This window comes from Streptosporangium sp. G12 (genome assembly GCF_052983175.1).
This window is the reverse complement of the sequence record NZ_JBRIQO010000004.1, coordinates 1-22,239: the sequence shown is the minus strand read 5'-3', so window position 1 is coordinate 22,239 and position 22,239 is coordinate 1. Positions and strand designations below refer to the sequence as shown.

Sequence of the window (22,239 nt, the reverse complement as noted above, 5' to 3'; positions counted from 1 at the left end):
CCCGTTTTATACGTTATGTCTATTCTGCTCCCTGCAATTTTGCCATAGTGCATCATCGGCACACCGGCATTCGCGACATAGCTTCACATCATGAGCACCGTCACCGAGGGCGGCCCCTCGCTTCCGCAGGAGCGCCGCCTCGTCACCGAGATTCCCGGCCCGAGGTCCCGCGAGCTGCTCGCGCGCAAGCAGGCCGCCGTGCCCCCGGGCATCGGCACCACGCTGCCCGTCTTCGTGACGCACGCGGGAGGCGGTGTCGTGGTCGACGCCGACGGCAACTCGCTGATCGACTTCGGCTCCGGCATCGCGGTGACCGGCGCCGGCAACTCCGCCCCGCGCGTCGTCGAACGGGTGCGCAGGCAGGTGGCGGACTTCACCCACACCTGCTTCATGGTCACGCCGTACGAGTCGTACGTGCGGGTCGCCGAGAGGCTCAACGAGATCACCCCCGGCGACCACGAGAAGCGCACCTTCCTGCTCAACAGCGGCGCCGAGGCCGTGGAGAACGCGGTCAAGGTCGCCCGCCACGCCACCGGCCGCCAGGCGGTCGTCGTCTTCGAGCACGGCTACCACGGCCGTACCCTGCTGACGATGACGCTGACGGCCAAGAACATGCCGTACAAGCACCGCTTCGGCCCGTTCGCTCCCGAGGTCTACCGGGTGCCGCTGGCCTACCCGTTCCGCTGGCCCACCGGCCCGGAGAACTGCGCCGAGGAGGCCGCGGCCCAGGCGATCGACCAGATCACCAAGGAGATCGGCGCCGAGAACGTCGCCGCCGTGGTGATCGAGCCCATCGCGGGCGAGGGCGGCTTCATCGAGCCCGCCAGGGGCTTCCTGCCGAGGATCCTGGAGTTCTGCCGCGCCAACGGCATCGTCTTCGTCGCCGACGAGGTCCAGACCGGCTTCTCCCGTACCGGCCACCTGTTCGCCTGCGAGGACGAGGGCATCGTGCCCGACATCATCGTCACCGCCAAGGGCATCGCGGGCGGCCTGCCGCTGGCCGCCGTCACCGGCCGCGCCGAGATCCTCGACAGGGTCCACGTGGGCGGCCTCGGCGGCACCTACGGCGGCAACCCGCTCGCCTGCGAGGCGGCGCTGGGCGTGATGGAGAGCATCGAGGCCGACGACCTGACCGGCAGGGCCCGCCGCATCGGCGAGACCATGCTCCCCCGGCTGCGCGCCATGGCGGAGCGGAACCCGGTGATCGGCGACGTGCGCGGCCGGGGCGCCATGATCGCCATCGAGCTGGTCGTCCCCGGCACCAAGGAGCCGCACCCCACGGCGGCGGGCGAGATCGCCAGAAGATGCCACGCCGAGGGCCTGGTCGTGCTGACCGCGGGCACGTACGGCAACGTGCTGCGCTTCCTGCCGCCGCTGGTCATCCCCGACCACCTCCTGGAGGAGGGGCTCGCGATCCTGGAGAAGGCCGTGAACGAGGTCTGATCGTTTAGAACGCACCAAAAGGGGCACCCGGCTTGATGCCGAGTGTCCCTTTTGCCGTTATGCGGCTCGCATGTAGGCCGTGATTTAACCCCCGCTTGACATCTGCCACAGCGATCACGGGCTGCGACCGCGTTATAACGGTTCCGATAAGAAAGTGCGCGATCAACACAGGAAACGTGTCGACGTCCTCCCCGCGGCCGAGCCACGGGAGAAAACAAGGAGTCACCACGCTGGAGGTATTTAGCATGAACTGGGGGCCGCCCAGAACGGCACACGTCACGATGACCTTCGATCCGGAAGGGCTGACCCGCACCCAGCGTGAGGGCGACGCCTGCGTGGCCTGCCACAAGAAGTGGCCCCGCCCGCGGATCAGGATCGGCCGCCTTCCCGACGGCACAGCCCTCTTCGCCTGCCCGGAGTGCGCCGACGCGCTGCTGCCGCAGCAGGACGACACCCGCTCCCTCCCCCGGCGCGCGGCCTTCTTCTGACCTTCCCGGACTTCTGCCCCTTCCTGGATCCCGGACCTCCCCGGACCGCCGGCGCGGGCCCCGCGCCGGCCACCGGGACCGGCTCCCCGGCAGCCCGCCTGAGACGTCCCGCCCGACAGCCCATCCGAAGCGGTCACTCCGGTAGTTTCTCCCCATCGAAACATCGGAGCGGCGGAGCGCGCCCACACGCCCGGGATCGAGCCGCCGTACGGGCGGGAACGGCACGCGCGCCCCCGGCCGGCGGGACCCCTCCCGCGCGGACGGATGTCGAGACCGGCTCCCCCGCTCCGACATGCCTGTGAGAGGCGCCCGCACCGGGTGCCGCGAGCACGAGGAGCGAGACCGTGAAGTACATGCTGCTGATCTACAGCAACACCGCGATCTGGGAGACCCTCTCCAAGGAGGAGCTCGACGGCCTGATGGGCGAGGCCGACGCCCTCATGAAGGAACTCGCCGACTCCGGAGAGTGGGTCGGCGGGGAGGCGCTGGCCGATCCGTCGCAGACCAGGACCGTGCGGGTACGTGACGGCGTCCCCGCGACCACGGACGGACCGTTCCTGGAGGCCAAGGAGCACCTGGCCGGATACTGCGTGATCGACTGCGAGACCCCCGAGCGGGCGGCCGAGATCGCCGCGCGCTGGCCGGACGCACGGCTGTGCGCGATGGAGGTACGGCCGATCATGGACGGGGCCGGCACCGAGGCATGACCGTTTCCACCGAGGCCGAGGACCTGCTGCGCGAGCTCGCGCCGCAGGTCCTCGGCGTGCTCGTCCGGCGCTACGGGCACTTCGACGCGTGCGAGGACGCGGTGCAGGAGGCGCTGCTGGCCGCCGCCCTGCAGTGGCCCGAGCAGGGGCCGCCGGACAACCCCCGAGGCTGGCTGATCACGGTCGCGTCCCGCAGGCTGACCGACGAACTGCGCAGCGAGTACGCGCGCAACCGCAGGGAGAACATGGTCGCGGCACGGGCGCCCGCCGACGAGTTCCTGTCGCCCGCCGCCGACGCCGAGCCGACCGGCGGGCAGGACGACACCCTGACCCTGCTGTTCCTGTGCTGCCACCCCGCCCTGACCCCCGCCTCGCAGATCGCGCTCACCCTGCGGGCCGTCGGCGGTCTGACCACCGCGCAGATCGCCCACGCGTTCCTCGTCCCCGAGACGACCATGGCCCAGCGCATCAGCCGGGCCAAGCAGCGGATCAAGAGCACGGCCATCCCCTTCGCGCCGCCGCCCGAGCCCGAACGGGCCGAGCGGCTGCGGGTGGTCCTGCACGTGCTCTATCTGATCTTCAACGAGGGCTACACGGCCACCTCGGGTCCGGACCTGCAGCGCCGCGAGCTGACCGGCGAGGCGATCAGGCTCACCCGCGCGGTTCACGGGCTGCTGCCCGACGACGGCGAGGTGACCGGGCTGCTCGCCCTCATGGTGCTCACCGACGCCCGGCGGGCGGCACGCACCGGTCCCGGTGGCGCGCTCATCCCGCTCGCCGAGCAGGACCGGAGCCTGTGGAGCGGGACGTCGATCGCCGAAGGGGTGGCGCTCGTCACCGGCGCGCTGGCGCGGGCCCCGCTCGGCCCGTACCAGCTCCAGGCCGCTATCGCCGCGGTGCACGCCGAGGCGGTGCGCGCGGAGGAGACGGACTGGCCGCAGATCCTCGCGCTGTACCGGCTGCTCGAACGCCTCGCCCCCAACCCGATGGTCACGCTCAACCACGCCGTCGCGCTCGCGATGGTGCGGGGCCCGGAGGCCGGGCTCGACCTGCTCACGACCCTGGAGGGCGACGACCGGATGGCCGGGCACCACCGCCTGCACGCGGTGCGCGCGCACCTGCTGGAGACGGCCGGTGACCGCGAGGCCGCCCGCGCGGGCTACCGGGAGGCCGCGCGCCGCACCACCAGCCTCCCCGAGCAGCGCTACCTGGAGGGCAGGGCCGCCCGGCTGGCGCGGCCGGAACCCTAGGCGGCCTTTACGAAGTAAGCCTTCGAGGTGGGCCGGGGAGGCGGCGGAGAGGGCGTCAGGCGGACAGGAGCGTCCTGGTGGTCTCCTCGCGCATGCCCCACGGCGAGCCGTAGGCGTTGAGCAGCTCCAGGAAGGGCACCGCGTCGAACGCCTCGGGGCCGAGCACCCCGCTGCCCGACCAGGCGCCGGTGGCCAGCAGCTCCAGGGCGACCACCGGGTGCACGGCCGTCTGCCAGACCACGGCCTGGCAGCCGTACTCCCGCATCGACCACTCGTTGTCGACCACGTGGTAGAGGTAGACCTCGCGCGGCGCGCCGTCCTTGCCCACGCCCTTCACCCAGGTCCCGGCGCAGGTCTTGCCCCGCATCCGGTCGCCGAGTGTGGCCGGGTCGGGAAGGCTGGCCGCGACCACGTCCCGCGGCGAGGCCTCGACGCCGCCCACCTTGATCTTGTTCGCGTTGTCCAGGCCGAGCTTGTGCAGGGTCTTCAGCACCCCGATGAACTCCTCGCCCAGGCCGTACTTGAACGTCACCCGCTTGGCGTCGATGTAGCGGGGCACGAGGAGCACCTCCTCGTGCTCGACGTTGACGCACTCGACGGGCCCGATCCCCTCGGGGAAGTCGAACACCTCGGGCTCGCTGAACGGCTCGGTGGTGTGCCAGCCGCCGTTCTCCCAGATCACCGGCGGGTTGAGGCACTCCTCGATGGTCGTCCAGATGGAGAACGTCGGCGCGAAGTCGTAGCCGTCGACCACCAGGTTGGAGCCGTCACGGATGCCGATCTCCTCGATGGTCTCGAACAGGTGCTCGGCGGCGTAGCGCGCGAACACGTCGGCCAGCCCCGGCTCCACGCCCATGCCGACCAGCGCCAGCCCGCCCTTCCGGCGCCAGGCCTCGCCGAGGGCGAACTGCTCGTCACCGAGCTTCACCCCGGTCAGCTCGTACGGCCTGCGCGGGTGGGGCCGCGACAACGACATCGCCATGTCGAGGTAGTGGGCGCCGGCGTTGAGCGCCGCCTCGAACAGGGACATGGTGAAGCGGGGGTCCACCGCGTTGAAGAGCACGTCGCAGCGGTGCTCGGCGAGGGCGGCCTCGACCCCGGCCCGATCGGAGGCGTCCAGCCCGATGGCGCTGAAGCGCGGATCCGCGATCCTGGCCACGACGGCGGCGGCCCGGTCCTGTTGAGAGTCGGCGACCACGATGTGTTCGAAGAAATCTCGGCGTGCGGCGATCGGCACGACAGCGGACCCGACGCCGCCCGCTCCAACAAGAAGGATTCTCATAACGGGTAGCCTACCCACTGACTGGTTGACCAGTCGATAGTCGAAACATGATTTTCCCACCGAATCCATCGTTGAAAGCGATCAAGGCAACGAAAAGCGCGGCCATAAGCAAGACATTCGGACATGCCAGGGGAAGGGCCCCGCGAGGAAGGGCACGGGCCCAGGACCCGTCAGGCTCCAACCGGCCCCGTCAGGACCCCGCCGGACCCTGATCCGTCAGGCTCGGCCCCGAGGGGGACCGGTCACTTCACGAGCTGCTTCCAGCGCTCCACCCAGTCGGCGTAGTCGGTGCATTCCCCGCTCCGGCCCCCGCAATCGCGCGTCGGGCGGGTGGCGAAGCGGACGTCGCGCAGCCACCGGCCGTCACGCACGCGGTAGATCTCGCACATCCGGCGGGCGTGCCCGCCGCACGCCTCCGGGTTGGCCGGGGCGAGCCCGGTCCAGGCCGCGGCGGGGCGCTGCGCCGACGCCGAACTCATCCAGTTCAGCCACCGGTAGGCGCAGTTCGGGCTGGCGGGCCTGGCCGCGAGCATCCACGCGTCGGCCCACCCGGTCACCGGCGCCGTCGACGCCTTCATCGGCCGGCCCGCGCGCCGGAAGAGGTCCAGGTGGTACGGGAGTGCCTGGGCGATCCGCACCGGTCCCGCCGACAGGGCCCTGACCAGCTCCAGGGAACTGTCCCAGTAGACGCGGTCGGGACCGGCGCCCTCGGCCAGGAGCTTCACGGCGGCGTCGAGCTGGGCGGGGGTGAGCTGGAACGGATCCTCGACTTCCAGCTCCGGACGCGTCCCGCCGAGGGCGAGCGCGGCGTCGGCGATGCTCAGCGGGCTGTTCCTGATCGCCGCCGGAGCCGCTCCGTAGAGCGCCGACGGTTCCTTGGGCCCGCCCTCCTCGTGGACCACCTGGTTGACCCCCCACAGGTAGGGGATCCCATAGACCCTGCCGTCCACGCGCAGGCCGGGCAGCTCGCGCAGGCGCTTGGGAATGTGCTTGTAGCCCGCGACCAGCGCCGTGTCCAGCGCCGCCACCTTCCCCCGCGCCACCAGCTCACCGGCCAGGTCGGGGGCGGGCGAGACGGCGTCGTAGGAGCCCGCGGCGAATCTGGCGGCCATCTCCTCGCTCGTACGGACCCGGTCGAGCTTGACGACGCAGCCGGTCTCCTGCTCGAAGGGGGCGAGCCAGTTGGCCCGCGAGCTGGTCCCGCCGTACTCGACGTACCCCTGGAAGGTCAGCACCTGGAGCGTGCCCTCGCCCTTGCCGATGGACGCCGACGGCGTCGGTGCAGGTGTCGGTGTCGAGCCGGGGGTCGAGCCGGGCCCGGAGGTGGGCGTCGCGGTGGGCGTCACGGGTGTGGCGGAGGGCGAAGGGCCGCGCGCCGGCCCGGCCGCGCTCACGGCTCCCGCCTGGGCGCAGGCGGCGAGCGCCAGCCCTCCCACTCCCAGCAGCGCTCCGAGACGCGCCCGGCGGAGCCTGTCCCTGCCCACGAGGCCCACGAGGTCTCCTCCCGACGTCGCCACCGATCTGCCCGGGAGCCTACCGGCCCTCCCCCGCCCCGGGGTCCCGCGAACGCGCGGAATCCGCACGCCGCGCCGGAGGAGTCGGAGATGCCGGAAGAGACCGGAGAATACGCGAGCCCGCGCCCCGGCAGGAGGGGCGCGGGCTCGCGGTCCGGAGGTTACCCGTTGGTCGGGAAGCCGAGGTTGACGCCACCGTGGCTCGGGTCGAGCCATCGGGAGGTGACGACCTTGCCCCGGGTGTAGAAGTGCACGCCCTCGGTGCCGTGGACGTGGGTGTCACCGAAGAGTGAGGACTTCCAGCCGCCGAAGCTGTAGAAGGCCATCGGCACCGGGATCGGCACGTTGATGCCGATCATGCCGACCTCCACCTCGTTCTGGAAGCGCCGGGCCGCGCCGCCGTCGTTGGTGAAGACCGCGGTGCCGTTGCCGAACTCGCCGCCGTTGATCAGCTCCAGGCCCTCCTCGTACGAGGAGACGCGGACGATCGCCAGGACCGGGCCGAAGATCTCCTCCCGGTGGACCCGGGAACCGGCGGGCACGTGGTCGAGGACCGTGGGGCCCAGCCAGAAGCCGGGGGTCTCCTGGGCGGCGCCGCCGCCCAGGACGGGGGTCAGACGGCCGTCCACGACGAGCTTCGCGCCCTCGGAGACGCCCAGGTCGAGGTAGGAGACGACCTTGTCGCGGTGGGCCCCGGTGACGAGGGGGCCCATCTGGGAGGCCGGGTCGTCGCCGGGGCCGACGGTCAGCGCGGAGACCCGGGAGACGATCCTGTCGACCAGCTCATCCCCGACCGGGTCCACGGCCAGCACCACGGAGATCGCCATGCAGCGCTCCCCCGCCGAACCGAAACCGGCCGACACCGCGGCGTCGGCGACGAGGTCGAGGTCGGCGTCGGGCAGGACCAGCATGTGGTTCTTGGCGCCGCCGAGCGCCTGGACCCGCTTGCCGTGGGCGGTGCCGGTCTCGTAGACGTACCTGGCGATGGGTGTGGACCCGACGAACGAGACCGCGCGCACGTCCGGGTGCTCCAGCAGCCGGTCCACCGCCACCTTGTCGCCCTGGACGACGCCGAAGACGCCGTCGGGCAGCCCTGCCTCCTTCCAGAGCGAGGCCATCAGCAGCGACGCCGAGGGGTCCTTCTCCGACGGCTTGAGGACGAAGGCGTTGCCCGCGGCGATCGCGATCGGGAACATCCACATCGGCACCATGGCCGGGAAGTTGAACGGGGTGATCCCGGCGACGACGCCCAGCGGCTGCCGGATCGAGTAGGAGTCGACCCGGGTGGAGACGCCCTCGGAGAAACCGCCCTTGAGCAGGTGCGGGATGCCGCAGGCGAACTCCACGACCTCCAGGCCCCTGGCGACCTCGCCCAGCGCGTCGGAGTGGACCTTGCCGTGCTCCTCCGAGATGAGGCGGGCGAGCTCGTCGCGGTTGGCGTACATCAGCTCACGGAAGCGGAACAGCACCTGCGAGCGCTTGACCAGCGAGGCGTCCCGCCACGCGGGCCAGGCCGCGACGGCGGCGGCCACGGCCGCGTCGACCTCGTCCACGGACGCGAGGTGGACCCGCCCGGAGACCTCTCCCGTCGCGGGGTCGAAGATCTCGGAGGTGCGGCCGGAGCCCTCTACGGGGCCGCCGCCGATCCAGTGGGTGACGTTCTTCACGAGGCGACCTCGGCGTTGATGGTCTCGAGCGCGCTGACGATGATCCCGAGTCCCTCGGCGGCTTCGTCGAGGGTGAGGGTGAGCGGCGGGGCCATCCGGAGCACGTTGCCCTTCAGGCCGCCCTTGCCCGCGAGCAGGCCGGACTTCCTGGTCTCCTCCATGAACCGGGCGGCGAGGGCCGGCGAGGGCTCGCCGGTCGCCGGGTCGACCAGCTCCACGGCGAACATCAGGCCCTTGCCGCGGACGTCGCCGACGATCGGCAGGCGCGGCGCGGCCTCGCGCAGCCCGTCGATGATCAGGGCGCCGGTCCTGGCGGCGTTCGCCTGCAGGTCGTGGTCGAGGACGTAGTCCAGGGTGGCGTTGGCGGCGGCCATGGAGATCGGGTTGCCGCCGAAGGTGGCCAGCCCGACCGCGTGGAGGCCGTCCATCAGGTCACCGCGGGCGACGACGCCTCCCACCGCGAAGCCGTTGCCCAGCCCCTTGGCGAAGGTCATCATGTCGGGCGTGACGCCGTGGTTCCGGATGCCGAAGAAGGCGGAGCCGGTGCGCCCCCAGCCGGTCTGCACCTCGTCGGAGACGAACAGGATGCCCTCGGCGTCGAGGACCTCCTTGTAGGCGGCGAACAGCCCGTCGGGGGCCATGGTGAAGCCGCCCACCCCCTGGATCGGCTCGGCGATCAGCGCCGCCACGTCGCCGGCGACGGCGGTGGAGAGCACGTGGCGCAGGTCGTCGACGCAGGCCGCGATGTAGTCCTCGTCGGACAGGCCGCGGAACTGGGTGAGGTGCCGGTCGGCGCCGTGCAGGAAGTGCACGTTCAGCGGTGACAGCGAGTTGTTCTTCCACGCGCGGTTGCTCGTGACGCTGACCGCCCCGAAGGAGCGGCCGTGGTAGCTCTGCCGCATGGCGAGCACCTGGTCGGACTTGCGCGCATAGGTCGCCAGCAACAGCGCGGTCTCGTTGGCCTCGGTGCCGGAGTTGGTGAAGAAGACCTTCGCGTCCGGGATGCCGGAGAGCCTGGCGATCTTCTCGGCCAGCTCCACCTGGCCGCGCAGCAGGTAGACCGTGGAGGTGTGCACCACGCCGGTGGCGATCTGCCGCTCGACGGCCTCCCGCACCTCGGGCACGTCGTACCCGATCATGTTGGTCAGGATCCCCGCGAAGAAGTCGAGGTAGCTCTTGCCCGACGCGTCGACGACACGGTTTCCCTTGCCCGAGACGATCTCGATGGGCTCGTCGTAGTAAAGGGCCAGCCAGTTGGGCATTACCGCGCGATGGCGCGCAAGGAGGTCCGACATACATCGAGTATCACCTCTCGATGCCACCGCTCATACCTGCAACATGTCGGGATGTTCGCGCCTAACCCATCACACTGTCAGGTCTCGCCGGCGCGGATCACCCTCCGTGAAAGGACTGTGCGGCTCACGCCCCGCGACGCGTCCCGTGCGGCTCGCGCCACGCGACGGATGGCGCGAGCCGCACAGGAGGGCCGGACGGAGCACCCCCCAGGTTCCCCGTCCGAGCTTCACCAGTCATGAGGCCGGGTGAGTCCAGCATCACCCATATTTCCTATCAAAACAACCTGAAATGCATGAATAATGGCCGGTTCTCATGGTCACCCGCCGCCGGGCACGCACGTGACGTACGTCGCCCGGCACCCGGAGCCGGGGCTTCACGGCCGGCCCCGGGCGTCGACGGCCCCCGGGCACGGCAACGACGTGCCGGCGGCCGGCCCGCCCGGGCGGGCCGGCCGCCGGCGGGCGAACGCACGGCATCGACGGCCTGGAGAACCGCTCAGCTCTCCGCTTTCACCAGGCCCGTGTCCGAACCGGCCCCGGGCACGGGCGCGGGTGCGGGGCGCAGCACCAGGAACGCCAGCGTGGCGGCGGCGAGGGTGAAGCCGACTCCCACCCAGGAGCCGAACGACATGGCCGAGACGAACGCCTCGCGCGCGGTCCCGATCAGCCCCGCGTCCCCCAGCCGCAGCGCCTCACCGATCGACTCGCGCGCGGTGGCCGGGGCGTCGGCGGGCATCGACGAGGTGTAGACCCCGGCCAGCACGCTGCCGAGCACGGCGATGCTCAGCGCCATGCCGACCTGCTGGACGGTGTCGTTGAGCGCCGACCCGACACCGGCGTGCGCGGGCGGCACCGCTCCCATCAGCGTCGCGTAGGCCGCGGGGCCCGCGAGACCGCCACCGATCCCCATGAGCATCAGACCGGTGATCAGCAGGCCGTACCCGGTGTCGGCGGTCATGAAGGCGAGTACCCCGAAACCGCCGGCCATCACGGCGAGACCGACGGCGACCAGCACCCGGTTGCTGACCTTCTGCCCCAGCCCTGCGCCGACCCCGTTGAACAGCGCGGCGGCCACGGCGTACGGCAGCAGCGCGAGACCGGCCTGCATGGGACCGTAGGCCAGCACGAACTGCAGGTACTGGGTGAGCATCAGCAGCAGCGCGCCCGTGCCGAACGACATCAGCACGATCGAGAACGACGCCCCGCTGAAGTTCCGGTTGCGGAACAGTTCGAGCGGGAGCATCGGGTGCCCCGATTTCAGCTCCCAGATCACGAACGCCGTCAGCGCGACCACCGCCACCCCGGCGGCGACCAGCGACTCCGCCGAGGTCCAGCCCGCGGTCGGCGCGGAGATGACCACGTAGACCAGGGCGCTCATGCCGACCGTGGACAGCACCACGCCGGCCGGGTCGAGCCTTCTCGCCGGACCGCGCGACTCGGGCATCAGCAGCGCCGCCGCGACCACGGCGACGACCGCGACCGGCACGTTGAGCAGGAAGATCGACCCCCACCAGTAGTGTTCGAGCAGGAAGCCGCCCAGTGTCGGACCGGCGATCACGCCGACCATCGCCACCGCGCTCCACGCGGCGATCGCCTTACGGCGCTCCTCCTCGTCGAAGACGGTGATCAGGATCGACAGGGTGCTCGGCATCAGGATGGAGCCGCCGACGCCCATCAGCGCGCGGGCGCCGATCAGGTGCCAGGGCTCGGTGACCAGCACGGCGAGCAGCGAGGCGCCGCCGAACAGCACCAGGCCGATGATCAGGAAGCGCTTGCGGCCGTAGCGGTCCGACAGGCTGCCCGAGGTGAGCAGCAACCCGGCGAAGACCAGGACGTAGGCGTCGATGATCCACTGGATGTCCGACGGGCTGGCTCCCAGGTCGACCATGAGAGCGGGGATCGCCAGGTTCAGGACGGTGTTGTCCACCACGAGGACCAGCAGGCTCAGGCAGAGCACTCCGAGGATCCACCAGCGCCTCGGATCGCGTTCGACTCGTACAGTGTTCGATTCCACTCGCACACTGTACGATAACCTCGAACAGCGTGCCATCGGATTTATGCTTGAACGGTGAAAGAGCACCTGGGCTCCGTCTGGACCCGCGAGCGGCGCACCGCGAAAAGCCCCACCCTCAGCCGCGCGCAGATCGTGCGCGCGGCGATGGAACTGCTCGACGCCGAGGGGCTGGACGCGCTGAGCATGCGCCGCCTGGGTGCCAGGCTCGGCTCGGGGACGACCAGCGTCTACTGGCACGTGGCCAACAAGGACGAGTTGCTCGAACTGGCCCTCGACGAGGTCTACGGCGAGTTCACCATTCTGGACGTCCAGGAGACCACCTGGCGCAACGCCGCCTCCTCCTTCGCGTACGGCATCCGCCAGGCGCTCTTCAGACACCCCTGGGTCATCAGTTTCATCGGGACGACCCCCGCCATCGGCCCCAACGCGATGCGGATGATGAGCGGTCTCCTCGCCACCTTCGACCACGCCGGGTTCCGCGGCCTCGACCAGGACTACGCCGCCTCGACGCTCATGGCCTACGTGTTCGGGGTCACCGCGCCCGAGCTCTCCTGGCGGTCCATGCTGGATCGGACGGGCCTCACCTCCAACGAGCTGAACGCGTCCATCCAGCCCACGCTGGAGAAGGCCGCGGCCGACCATCCGGAGCTGACCGCACGCTACGCCGAGTTCAGGCGCATGGACGTCGACACCGCGAGGGCGCTCAACTTCGAGTTCGGCCTGACCTGCCTCCTCGACGGCCTGGAGGCCCGCCTGAACCGCGCCGCGTCACCTCCGGCGTCGCGGGGCCGCCCGGAGCCGGGCACCCCGGCCGCCGGGGACGAGGCCGGCAGTGCCCCCGGGGGACGCCGGGGGTGAACCCGGGGGGGACGCCGGAGACGGTACGCGGACGGCGGCCGGCCCCCGCCCTCGCCCTAGATCTCCAGCCACCGCTGGATGCGGCGGAGCAGCTCCTGGGCGTCGACGGGTTTGGTGACGTAGTCGCTGGCCCCCGCGGACAGGGTCTTCTCCCGGTCGCCCTGCATGGCCTTGGCGGTCACCGCGATGATCGGCAGATCCGCGAAGTCGGCCATCTTGCGGATGGCGGCGGTCGCGGCGTAGCCGTCCATCTCCGGCATCATGATGTCCATCAGGACCAGGTCGATGTCCTCGTTGCGCGACAGGATCTCGATGCCCTTGCGGCCGTTCTCCGCGTAGAGGACCTGCATGCCGTGCAGCTCCAGGATGTTGGTGAGCGCGAAGACGTTGCGGACGTCGTCGTCGATGACCAGGACCTTCCTGTCCACCAGCACGGCGTCCGCCTCCTCCACCGGCTGCGGCCGCTCGTCGGGGCTGGCCTGCACCAGGGGCAGCACGTCGCCGGGCTCCGGCGCCGACAGGTGCAGGGTGATGCGCTCGCGCAGCTCGTCGAGGCTGGGCAGGCGCTCCAGCGGCTGGGTGTTGGACCGCCCCTTGAGGAGGTTCTCCTGCGGCCGGGTGAGCGTGCGGGTGTGGTGGGCGAGCACCGGCAGCCCGCGCAGCGCCGGGTCGTCGTCCAGCATGCGCAGGAAGTCGGCCGCCCCGTCCTGGCGCATGCCCAGGTCGAGCACGATGCAGTGGTGGTCGTCCGCGGCCAGGATCTCCAGGGCGGAGACCGGGTCGTTGGCGGTCGACACCTGGACGGGACCGTGCGTCTCGGGCAGGTCGGCCACGACGCTCTGGGCCAGCTGCGAGAGCAGCCCGTTGGGGCGGGACTCCACGACGAGCAGGCGCCGCCCGTCCGCCCCCGGGAATCTCTCGAGAGGCACGGCCACCGGCGCGGGATGCACCGGCGGGACCGGGGCGGACGCGGCGCCGAGGTCGCCTCCGATGCGCGCCTGGGCGGCGCCCGGGGTGAGGGCGGCGATCGGCAGGTAGAGGCTGAAGGTGCTGCCGGAGCCCAGAGCGCTGACCGCCCGGATCTCGCCGTTGAAGAGCGCGGCGATCTCGCGGCTGATGGACAGCCCCAGCCCGGTGCCGCCGTACTTGCGGCTGGTCGTGCCGTCGGCCTGCTGGAAGGCGTCGAAGATCTGGGAGAGGTTCTCCTCGGCGATGCCGATGCCGGTGTCGACGACCTGGAAGGCGAGCGCCTCCTGCCCGTACGCCCCCGGCAGGTTCATCGTGCCCACCCGCTCGATGCGGAGCTCCACCGAGCCCTTCTCGGTGAACTTCACCGCGTTGGAGAGCAGGTTCCGCAGCACCTGCCTGAGCCGCTGCTCGTCCATGAGCAGTTCCTCGGGCACGTCGGGGGCGACCACGACGTCGAACCGCAGCCCCTTCTCCGTGGTCAGCGGGCGGAAGGTGGCCTCGACGTAGTCCAGGAGCTGGCGCAGCGGCAGCGGCTCCAGGCTGATGTTCATCTTGCCCGCCTCGATCTTCGACAGGTCGAGGATGTCATTGATCAGCTGGAGCAGGTCGGTGCCCGCCGAGTGGATGACGTTGGCGTACTCCACCTGCTTGGCGGTGAGGTTGCGGGCCGGGTTCTGTGCCAGCAGCTGGGCCAGGATGAGCAGCGAGTTGAGCGGGGTGCGCAGCTCGTGGCTCATGTTGGCCAGGAACTCGCTCTTGTACTTGGAGGCCAGCGCGAGCTGCTTGGCCCGGTCCTCCAGCTCCTGCCGCGCCTGCTCGATCTCCCTGTTCTTCGTCTCGATGTCGTGGTTCTGCCGGACCAGCAGCTCCGCCTTCTCCTCCAGCTCGGCATTGGAGCGCTGCAGCTCCTCCTGCCCGACCTGGAGCTCGGTCGCGAGGCGCTGCGACTCGGTGAGCAGGGAGTCGGTACGGGCGTTGGCGACGATCGTGTTGACGTTGACGCCGATGGTCTCCACCAGCTGCTCCAGGAAGGCCCGGTGCACCTGGGTGAAGCGGTTGAGACTGGCCAGCTCGATCACCCCGAGGACCTGGTCCTCGACGATGATCGGCAGCACGATGAGGTTGACCGGGCCGGCCGCTCCCAGGCTCGAGGAGACGGTGATGTATCCGGCGGCGATGTCCTCGACCAGGATGGACCGCTTGGCCACGGCGGCCTGTCCCACCAGGGAGTCCCCGAAGAAGTGGCGGCGGGCGGTCTCCCGGTGGCCGTAGCAGCCGACCACCCGCAGCTCCGAGCCGTCCGGCTTCTCCTCCGCGAGCAGGAACGTGCCGTGCTGGGCGGAGACCAGCGGGGCCAGCTCGTTCATCACCAGCTCGGCCACGACGGCGAGGTCGCGGTGGCCCTGCATCAGCCCGGAGATGCGGGCCAGGTTCGACTTGAGCCAGTCCTGCTCCTGGTTGGCCAGGGTGGTCTCGCGCAGCGACTTCACCATGGAGTTGATGTTGTCCTTGAGCTCGGCCACCTCGCCCGAGGCGTCGACGGTGATCGAGCGGGTGAGGTCGCCCGAGGTCACCGCGCTGGTCACCTCGGCGATCGCGCGCACCTGGCGGGTCAGGTTTCCGGCCAGCTCGTTGACGTTCTCCGTCAGCCGCTTCCAGGTGCCGGACACGCCCTCGACCTCGGCCTGCCCGCCCAGCCGCCCCTCGCTGCCGACCTCGCGGGCCACCCGGGTGACCTCCGCGGCGAACGACGACAGCTGGTCGACCATCGTGTTGATGGTGGTCTTCAGCTCCAGGATCTCGCCCCGGGCGTCCACGTCGATCTTCTTGGTCAGGTCGCCCTGCGCGACCGCCGTGGTGACCTGCGCGATGTTGCGCACCTGGTTGGTCAGGTTGTTGGCCATCGAGTTGACGTTGTCGGTGAGGTCCTTCCACGTGCCGGCCACGTTGGGCACGCGCGCCTGGCCGCCCAGCTCGCCCTCGGTGCCGACCTCGCGGGCCACCCGGGTCACCTCGTCGGCGAACGCGCTCAGCGTGTCGACCATGGTGTTGATGGTCTGGGCGAGCGCGGCGACCTCGCCCTTCGCCTCGACGGTGATCTTCTGCGACAGGTCGCCGCGGGCGACCGCCGTGGTGACCTGCGCGATGCTCCGCACCTGGCTGGTCAGGTTGTTGGCCATCGAGTTGACGTTGTCGGTGAGGTCCTTCCACGTACCGGAGACCCCTCGCACGGTGGCCTGGCCGCCGAGGTTGCCCTCGGTGCCGACCTCGCGGGCCACCCGCGTCACCTCGTCGGCGAAGGCCGAGAGCTGGTCGACCATCGTGTTGATGGTCTCCTTCAGCTCCATGATCTCGCCGCGGGCGTCGACCCGGATCTTCTGCGACAGGTCGCCCTTGGCCACCGCCGTGGTGACCTGCGCGATGCTCCGCACCTGGGCGGTGAGGTTGTCGGCCATGACGTTCACCGACTCGGTCAGCGCCTTCCAGGTGCCCGAGACACCCTTGACGTCGGCCTGGCCGCCCAGCCTGCCGTCGGTGCCCACCTCGCGGGCCACCCGCGTCACCTCGTCGGCGAACGACGACAGCTGGTCCACCATCGTGTTCAGCGTGTTCTTCAGCTCCAGGATCTCGCCCCGCGCCGAGACCGTGATCTTCTGCGACAGGTCGCCGCGGGCGACGGCGGTGGCCACCTGCGAGATGTTGCGCACCTGGTCGGTGAGGTTGCCCGCCATGTAGTTGACGGAGTCGGTGAGGTCGCGCCAGGTGCCCGAGACGCCCTTGACGTCGGCCTGCCCGCCCAGCCTGCCGTCGGTGCCCACCTCGCGGGCCACCCGCGTCACCTCGTCGGCGAACGACGACAGCTGGTCCACCATCGTGTTGATGGTGTTCTTCAGCTCCAGGATCTCGCCCCGGGCGTCCACGGTGATCTTCTGTGACAGGTCGCCCTTCGCCACCGCCGTGGTGACCTGCGCGATGCTGCGCACCTGGTCGGTGAGGTTGCCCGCCATGAAGTTGACGGAGTCGGTGAGGTCGCGCCAGGTGCCGGCGACGCCGGTCACCTCCGCCTGCCCGCCCAGCCTGCCCTCGGTGCCCACCTCGCGGGCCACCCGCGTCACCTCGTCGGCGAACGACGACAGCTGGTCCACCATCGTGTTCAGCGTGTTCTTCAGCTCCAGGATCTCACCGCGCACGTCCACGGTGATCTTCTGCGACAGGTCGCCGGTGGCGACCGCGGTCGCGACCTGGGCGATGTCGCGCACCTGGTCGGTGAGGTTGCCCGCCATGGCGTTCACCGAGTCGGTGAGGTCCTTCCAGGTGCCCGAGACGCCCGGCACCTCGGCCTGCCCGCCCAGCTGCCCCTCGGTGCCCACCTCGCGGGCCACCCTCGTCACCTCGGAGGTGAACAGCGACAGCTGGTCCACCATCCCGTTGAAGACGGTGGCGATCTCCTGCAGCAGCCCGTCGCCGTCCTCGGGCAGATGCGTGCCGAAGTCGCCGTCGCGCACCGCGGTCAGGCCCGCCAGGAGCTGCCGGAGATCGAGCTCCTCCACGCCTGAAGCGCCCTTCGTGGCCCTGCTCCGCACCGTGCCGGCGGTCTCAACCATGTCCACCATCGCGCCCCTCGGCCGTAAAAGGTGAGGTAATCCTAGGCGGGCGAAAAGCGACCGGGAAACGGGGGAACGGGGGCATACGGGCGAGAAGGCGGAAGGGAAACGGGCGAGGGGCAAACAGGCTGTAAAGTACATGCCACTCGCGCTTACATGCTGATCGGATATTCTTGGCGGGTGCTCCCTACTGTCGCCGACGTCCTCGCTCTGGACACCGTCCGCCGGGGCAACCCACGGGTCGTGGCGGGAGCCGACCGGCTGGACAGCCGGGTGCGCTGGGTGCACGTGGGCGAGGTCACCGACATCGCGCACCTGCTGCGCGGCGGCGAACTCGTGCTCACCACCGGCATAGCGCTGCCCGACGACCCCGGCAAGCTGGCCGACTACATCGCCGAGCTGGTCGCCGTGGGCACGTCGGGGCTGATCGTGGAGCTGGGCCGCAAGTTCATCGGCGAGTTGCCCGGTGCCGTGGTCCGCGCCGCCGAGGATCACGGCCTTCCCCTGGTCACCCTGGCCAGGGAGACACCGTTCGTGCAGATCACCGAGTCGGTGCACGCCCGGATCATCGACGCCCAGCTGGAGGAGCTTCGCGCCTCCGAGCAGCTGCACGAGGTCTTCACCGAGCTGTCCGTCGAGGGCGCCTCTCCCGCGGAGGTCCTCGGCCAGGTCACCCGGCTGTCCGGCTACCCGGCACTGCTGGAGAACCTCGCGCACCAGGTGCTGGCCTGCGAGACCGCCGGGCGCGACACCGGATCGCTGCTGGCGGGCTGGGAGACCCGCTCCCGCGCGGTCGCCCCCGACCTGCGCACCGCCTACGACGCGACCTCCGGCTGGCTGGTCACCATGGTCGGCGCGCGGGGCCAGGACTGGGGCCGCCTGATCCTGCTCTGCGACACGGAGCCGGGGCCACGCGACATCGTGCTCGCCGAGCGCGCCGCGACCACTCTCGCCCTGGGCCGCCTGCTGGAGCGCCACCAGGAGTCACTGGAACGCCAGGCGCACGGCACGATCATCACCGGCATCCTGACCCACGCGTACGCCGACCCCGAGGAGGCCGCGGCGCGCGCCCGCGCGGTCGGTGTGCCGCTCACCGGCCGCAAGCTCGTCAGCGTGGTGCTCCGCCTGGCCGAGCCGGCGGAGAATCCACCCGACGGCCAGGAGCAGCTCGCCCGGCTGGGCGAGCTGGCGGACGCGGCCTCCGCCGCCTGCCGCGAGGCCCGCCTTCCCGCCCTGATCGGCGCACTGGACCAGAACCGGGTCGGCGTCCTGCTTCCCCTGCCGCCGCGCGTCCTGCCCGAGTCCGCGCTGACCACGCTCTCCGACCACCTTCGCGTCGCCTTCACGACCCCCTTCGTCCTCGCCGCCGGCTCCGTGGTCGAGTCGGTCCGCGACGTACGGAGGAGTTTCCTGGAGGCCGAGCAGGTCGCCGACGTCGCCGTCAGGCAGCCCGACGGCCGCCCCTTCTACCGGCTGCCCGACCTCCGCCTGAGGGGTCTGCTCCATCTTCTGCGCGACGACGCCCGGCTGCAGACCTTCGCCGAGCGCGAGCTCGGCCCGCTGCTCGCCTACGACGCCCAGCGCGGCGGCGATCTCACCAGGATCCTGCGGGTCTATCTCGACGCGGGCCGCAACAAGGCCGTCGCCGCCCAGCGGGCCCACCTGTCCCGGCCCGCCTTCTACGACCGCCTCCGTAGGCTGGAGCGCGTCCTCGACACCGATCTGGACGATGTCGAATCCTGTCTCTCCCTCCATGTCGCCCTCCTGGCGCTGGAGTCCTTCCGAAGAGACAGCCCCCGTTCCTGAAAGGCCCCCATGACCGAGATCTTCGTCCCCGAGACCGCCGATCTGTCCCGGATGGTCACCGCCGCCGGGGCGTTCTCCGTCCCCACCGACGACGTACGGCTGTCACCCGGCGAACTGGAGCCCCACCAGATCCTGGCGGGCTCCCCGCGCGTCTCGTCGATCGAGCTGTGGTCCTCGCCGGACGGTAAGCAGAGCCGGGGCATCTGGGAGATCACGCCGGGCACGGTGACCGATGTGGAACGTGACGAGATGTTCGTGGTCCTGTCCGGCCGCGCCACGCTGGAGGTCGACGGCGGCGCCACCCTGGAGCTCGTCCCCGGGTCGGTCTGCCTGCTCGCCGAAGGCGCCAAGACCGTCTGGATCGTCCACGAGACCCTGCGCAAGGTGTATCACTGCGTGGGCTGACCCGCATCGGGGACCCGGGTCGTACGGCGCCTCGACGCCGTACGACCCGCGGATGTCCGGCCGCCGTCCGCGATCACCGTTTTCGTGGTGACCGCGTCTCGCCGGCCTGTCGGTCCGTTCCCCGCCCTGTCACGTGAGGTCCCCGCGAAGCCATACGGCTCCTCGAAGGGATGCGGCCCCTCGCGGTCGTGCGGACTGCCGAAGGTGCACGGTTCTCGAAGTCGTGCGGTGACCTCCGCGGACTCTCCGTGACTCAGCGGGATTCTTCTCTCAGGACGCTTCCGGGCTTCCCCGCGACCGGACCCGCCTGAATCGATGGTGTCCGGTTAACCGTGTCTGTCGGACGCGGTGTCCATGCGGACGTGGTCGACGGGATCGTCCGCGCAGATGTGGAGATCCCAGCGGCGCGGACGCGTCAGGATCGCTCCGAGGATGACACCGAGGAACACACTTGCGGTGATCACGATGAGAACGCTCAGCCCCATGACGGCTGCCTCTCGTAAAGATGTGCCGCTTGATCTGAGGAAATGCGGCCTACCGCACCGTAGCGCCGCTTTCCCGCCCGCGTGGCGAAACATCCGGGGACTAATCCTTATTGACCAGGCCTATCGGCCCATTGACCCGGCCCATTGACTCGGCCGAGGCCTTCACGGGTATGCGAATTCCTCTTCGCCGATCCCCTCCGGCCACACGGTCTCGCGTGAGTAATGACACTTTCTTGGGATGTTTCGCGTGTTTCGCTCCCCTGCACCCGTGGATCTCGGCACGATGGTGCACGAAGTCGGAGACCAACGGGGAGAGATGCACATGTCGCGACACCTTGTCGCTGGATTGACGGCCCTGACACTCACCGCCGTGGCGATTCCCGCCGCGGCGGAGCAGGCGAGTTCGGGGTTTCCCTCCTCCGCGTTCCCGCTGGGCGTGAGCATGGCCCCGGTGAAGAACCAGCAGAGCGTGGCGCCAGGAATTACCCTTTTCAGTGTGAAACACGGCAAATCCACCCAAGGATGGACAGTTTCCGCTCTTATGCCCAACGGGCATGATGCCGGTTCCCTTGTCACCGCACAGACGGTGGCCCAGGCGGTGGAGGCCGCGGGATTCACTCCCGAGATCCTGAAGGTCGTGCAGCCCGCCGCCTCGGACGCGCCGGCCGTGGAGCGTTACATGGTCCGGACCGGCCTCTGGTCGTTCGGCCAGCGGGCCAAGGCCGACAAGGTCGTGAAGGAGCTCAAGGAGTTCGACGTCCGGGCCAAGACCGACTATCTCGGTGACGACGGCACCGAGACCACCGGCCCCTGGGACATGCGCGTGCTGATGGTCAACCCGAAGGTGTTCAGGGGGTCCTTCAAGACCAGCGTCGGCAAGAGCGTGGCCAAGCGTGAGAGCACCAGCTCGATGTCGAAGCTGACCGGTGCCATCGCCGGGGTCAACGGCGGCTTCTTCAACATCCACACGGCCAAGGCGCTGCAGGGCGACCCGGTCGGCGTGTCCGTCGTGGGCGGCAGGCTCCTCAGCGAGGCCGTGCCCGGCCGTAGCGGTCTCGTCATCACCCAGGGCCGCAAGGCACGGATCACCGAGCTGAAGACGACGGTCACCGCGATCTCCTCCGACGGGACGAAGACCGAGGTCAACGGCATCAACCGAGCCGCCGGGGCCGAAGAGCTCGTCCTCTACACCGAGGAGTTCGGCGGCAAGACGGCCGCCGACGGCGGCATCGAGGTCGTCGTCGACGCCGCCCAGGGCAAGGTCATCAAGGTTCGCCAAGCCGGCGGCATCGTCGCCCGGGGCACCTACCTCCTCCACGGCACCGGCCTCATGGCCGTCTGGCTCCAGGAACACGCGCAGGGAACCTGGATGAAGGTGGACAACAAGGTCATCGACCTGCGTACCCAGCGGGCCATACCGCTCACCCCGGAGACACACGTCATGGGTGGCGGGGTCGGGCTGGTCAGGAACGGGCGGGTACGCATCACCGCGGCCGCCGACGGACACGCCTCGATCAACATGATGCTCCGGCGCCACCCGCGCACGATGGTCGGTATCGACAAGTCGGGCGGGCTGATCCTGGCCACCGTCGACGGGCGCAACCCGGGCGTCGCCGTGGGCGCCTCGATGGTGGAGGCGGCCCAGCTGATGCGGTGGCTGGGAGCCAAGCAGGCCATCAACTTCGACGGTGGCGGCTCCAGCGTGATGGTCGTCGGTCACAAGGCCGTGAACCGGCCTTCGGACGGAGCGGAGCGGACCGTGGGCGACGGTCTCTTCATCACGCCCTGACGAGCGGTGATCAAACGGAGAAGCCCCGGCCCTTCTGGGCCGGGGCTTCTCCGTTGTCCAGGGCTCTCGTTCGTCCGGGATTCTTGTTCACAGCGCTCCCGGTCATCGGGGTTCCCGGTTAACGGGCTTCCGATTACGAGGTCGTCTTTCCGGCACCCGGGGCGACCTCGGGAAGACCGGTGAACTCCAGAGAGCCCCGTAAAAAGATCGCGAGAAGCCTGATCGCGAGAGGACCGTGAGCGGGCCATGAGCAAGGCCGTGAGCGGGCCCTGAGCGGGCCGTGAGCGGGAAGAACCCGTGAAAGCATGAAGGCCCCCACCGTTGGTGGGGGCCTTCAAAAGATTGTCCGGCGGTGACCTACTCTCCCACACCGTCCCCGGTGCAGTACCATCGGCGCTGAAGAGCTTAACTTCCGGGTTCGGAATGTAACCGGGTGTTTCCCCTTCGCCATAACCGCCGTAACCCTATGAAACACACAAACACTGTTTGTTGTCTCAGAATTGCGTAGTGGACGCGAGCAAGACCTTGGTCTGGCGCTGCTCCGGACCCGGCGAAGGGACAGAGCGCTGCACAGACCAAGCATGTTGCTTTGTGGTCAAGTCCTCGGCCTATTAGTACTGGTCAGCTCCACACATTACTGCGCTTCCACTTCCAGCCTATCA

At 70.0% G+C, this 22,239-nt stretch carries 15 protein-coding genes and 1 rRNA gene; 8 read left to right on the top strand and 8 right to left on the bottom strand.

Annotated elements, in window-relative coordinates; genetic code table 11:
• Positions 1–90: 90 nt before the first annotated feature.
• The 4 genes from gabT to ACVCAG_RS07150 all read left to right on the top strand — a co-directional run bounded on the left by gabT (position 91) and on the right by ACVCAG_RS07150 (position 3,888).
• The gene (gabT, locus tag ACVCAG_RS07165; RefSeq protein WP_440082917.1) at positions 91–1,443 is read left to right on the top strand and encodes a 4-aminobutyrate--2-oxoglutarate transaminase; all 1,353 of its coding nucleotides are present in this window, start codon (positions 91–93) and stop codon (positions 1,441–1,443) included.
• A 245-nt stretch (positions 1,444–1,688) separates the two neighbouring features.
• Positions 1,689–1,931: a hypothetical protein gene (locus ACVCAG_RS07160; RefSeq protein WP_362834458.1), complete on the top strand. Its 243-nt coding sequence runs from the start codon at positions 1,689–1,691 to the stop codon at positions 1,929–1,931.
• Positions 1,932–2,284: 353 nt separating this feature from the next.
• Positions 2,285–2,638 (top strand): YciI family protein, encoded by a 354-nt coding sequence (locus ACVCAG_RS07155; RefSeq protein WP_362834476.1) that lies wholly within the window; start codon positions 2,285–2,287, stop codon positions 2,636–2,638.
• Entirely contained in the window at positions 2,635–3,888 is a 1,254-nt protein-coding gene (locus ACVCAG_RS07150; protein WP_440082916.1) for a DUF6596 domain-containing protein, read from the top strand. Before ACVCAG_RS07155 ends, ACVCAG_RS07150 begins: the two co-directional genes overlap by 4 nt.
• 55 nt (positions 3,889–3,943) lie before the next feature.
• Here the strand turns inward: ACVCAG_RS07150 and ACVCAG_RS07145 are convergent, their stop codons facing one another.
• The 5 genes from ACVCAG_RS07145 to ACVCAG_RS07125 all read right to left on the bottom strand — a co-directional run bounded on the left by ACVCAG_RS07145 (position 3,944) and on the right by ACVCAG_RS07125 (position 11,660).
• Positions 3,944–5,170: a saccharopine dehydrogenase C-terminal domain-containing protein gene (locus ACVCAG_RS07145; RefSeq protein WP_440082915.1), complete on the bottom strand. Its 1,227-nt coding sequence runs from the start codon at positions 5,168–5,170 to the stop codon at positions 3,944–3,946.
• A 242-nt stretch (positions 5,171–5,412) separates the two neighbouring features.
• Complete coding sequence (locus ACVCAG_RS07140; RefSeq protein ID WP_440082914.1) at positions 5,413–6,663, bottom strand: hypothetical protein; 1,251 nt, start codon at positions 6,661–6,663, stop codon at positions 5,413–5,415.
• A 182-nt stretch (positions 6,664–6,845) separates the two neighbouring features.
• The gene (locus ACVCAG_RS07135; protein ID WP_440082913.1) at positions 6,846–8,351 is read right to left on the bottom strand and encodes a CoA-acylating methylmalonate-semialdehyde dehydrogenase; all 1,506 of its coding nucleotides are present in this window, start codon (positions 8,349–8,351) and stop codon (positions 6,846–6,848) included.
• Positions 8,348–9,646 carry an aminotransferase class III-fold pyridoxal phosphate-dependent enzyme gene (locus ACVCAG_RS07130; RefSeq protein ID WP_440082912.1) on the bottom strand — a complete coding sequence of 433 codons (1,299 nt, stop codon included), beginning with the start codon at positions 9,644–9,646 and terminating at the stop codon, positions 8,348–8,350. Before ACVCAG_RS07130 ends, ACVCAG_RS07135 begins: the two co-directional genes overlap by 4 nt.
• A 496-nt stretch (positions 9,647–10,142) precedes the next feature.
• Entirely contained in the window at positions 10,143–11,660 is a 1,518-nt protein-coding gene (locus tag ACVCAG_RS07125; RefSeq protein WP_440082911.1) for a DHA2 family efflux MFS transporter permease subunit, read from the bottom strand.
• Positions 11,661–11,714: 54 nt separating this feature from the next.
• On the opposite strand from ACVCAG_RS07125, the gene ACVCAG_RS07120 reads away from it, so the two are divergent.
• Positions 11,715–12,518 (top strand): TetR/AcrR family transcriptional regulator C-terminal domain-containing protein, encoded by an 804-nt coding sequence (locus ACVCAG_RS07120; protein WP_440082910.1) that lies wholly within the window; start codon positions 11,715–11,717, stop codon positions 12,516–12,518.
• Between the two features lie 56 nt (positions 12,519–12,574).
• Here ACVCAG_RS07120 and ACVCAG_RS07115 read toward each other — a convergent pair whose 3' ends face one another.
• On the bottom strand, positions 12,575–17,092 hold the full coding sequence (locus ACVCAG_RS07115) for a HAMP domain-containing protein (protein ID WP_440082909.1): 4,518 nt from the start codon (positions 17,090–17,092) through the stop codon (positions 12,575–12,577).
• Between the two features lie 180 nt (positions 17,093–17,272).
• Between ACVCAG_RS07115 and ACVCAG_RS07110 the strand changes: the two genes are divergently transcribed.
• Positions 17,273–18,898 carry a PucR family transcriptional regulator ligand-binding domain-containing protein gene (locus ACVCAG_RS07110; RefSeq protein ID WP_440082908.1) on the top strand — a complete coding sequence of 542 codons (1,626 nt, stop codon included), beginning with the start codon at positions 17,273–17,275 and terminating at the stop codon, positions 18,896–18,898.
• A gap of 9 nt (positions 18,899–18,907) precedes the next feature.
• Positions 18,908–19,303, top strand: a complete 396-nt coding sequence (locus ACVCAG_RS07105; RefSeq protein WP_440082907.1) for a cupin domain-containing protein — start codon at positions 18,908–18,910, stop codon at positions 19,301–19,303.
• Between the two features lie 326 nt (positions 19,304–19,629).
• Here the strand turns inward: ACVCAG_RS07105 and ACVCAG_RS07100 are convergent, their stop codons facing one another.
• Positions 19,630–19,767, bottom strand: coding sequence for a hypothetical protein (locus ACVCAG_RS07100; protein WP_440082906.1), 138 nt, complete (start codon positions 19,765–19,767; stop codon positions 19,630–19,632).
• A 562-nt stretch (positions 19,768–20,329) separates the two neighbouring features.
• Here ACVCAG_RS07100 and ACVCAG_RS07095 point away from each other — a divergent pair.
• Positions 20,330–21,577, top strand: coding sequence for a phosphodiester glycosidase family protein (locus ACVCAG_RS07095; protein ID WP_440082905.1), 1,248 nt, complete (start codon positions 20,330–20,332; stop codon positions 21,575–21,577).
• Between the two features lie 344 nt (positions 21,578–21,921).
• Here the strand turns inward: ACVCAG_RS07095 and rrf are convergent.
• Positions 21,922–22,038, bottom strand: a 5S ribosomal RNA gene (rrf, locus tag ACVCAG_RS07090).
• Positions 22,039–22,239: the final 201 nt, after the last annotated feature.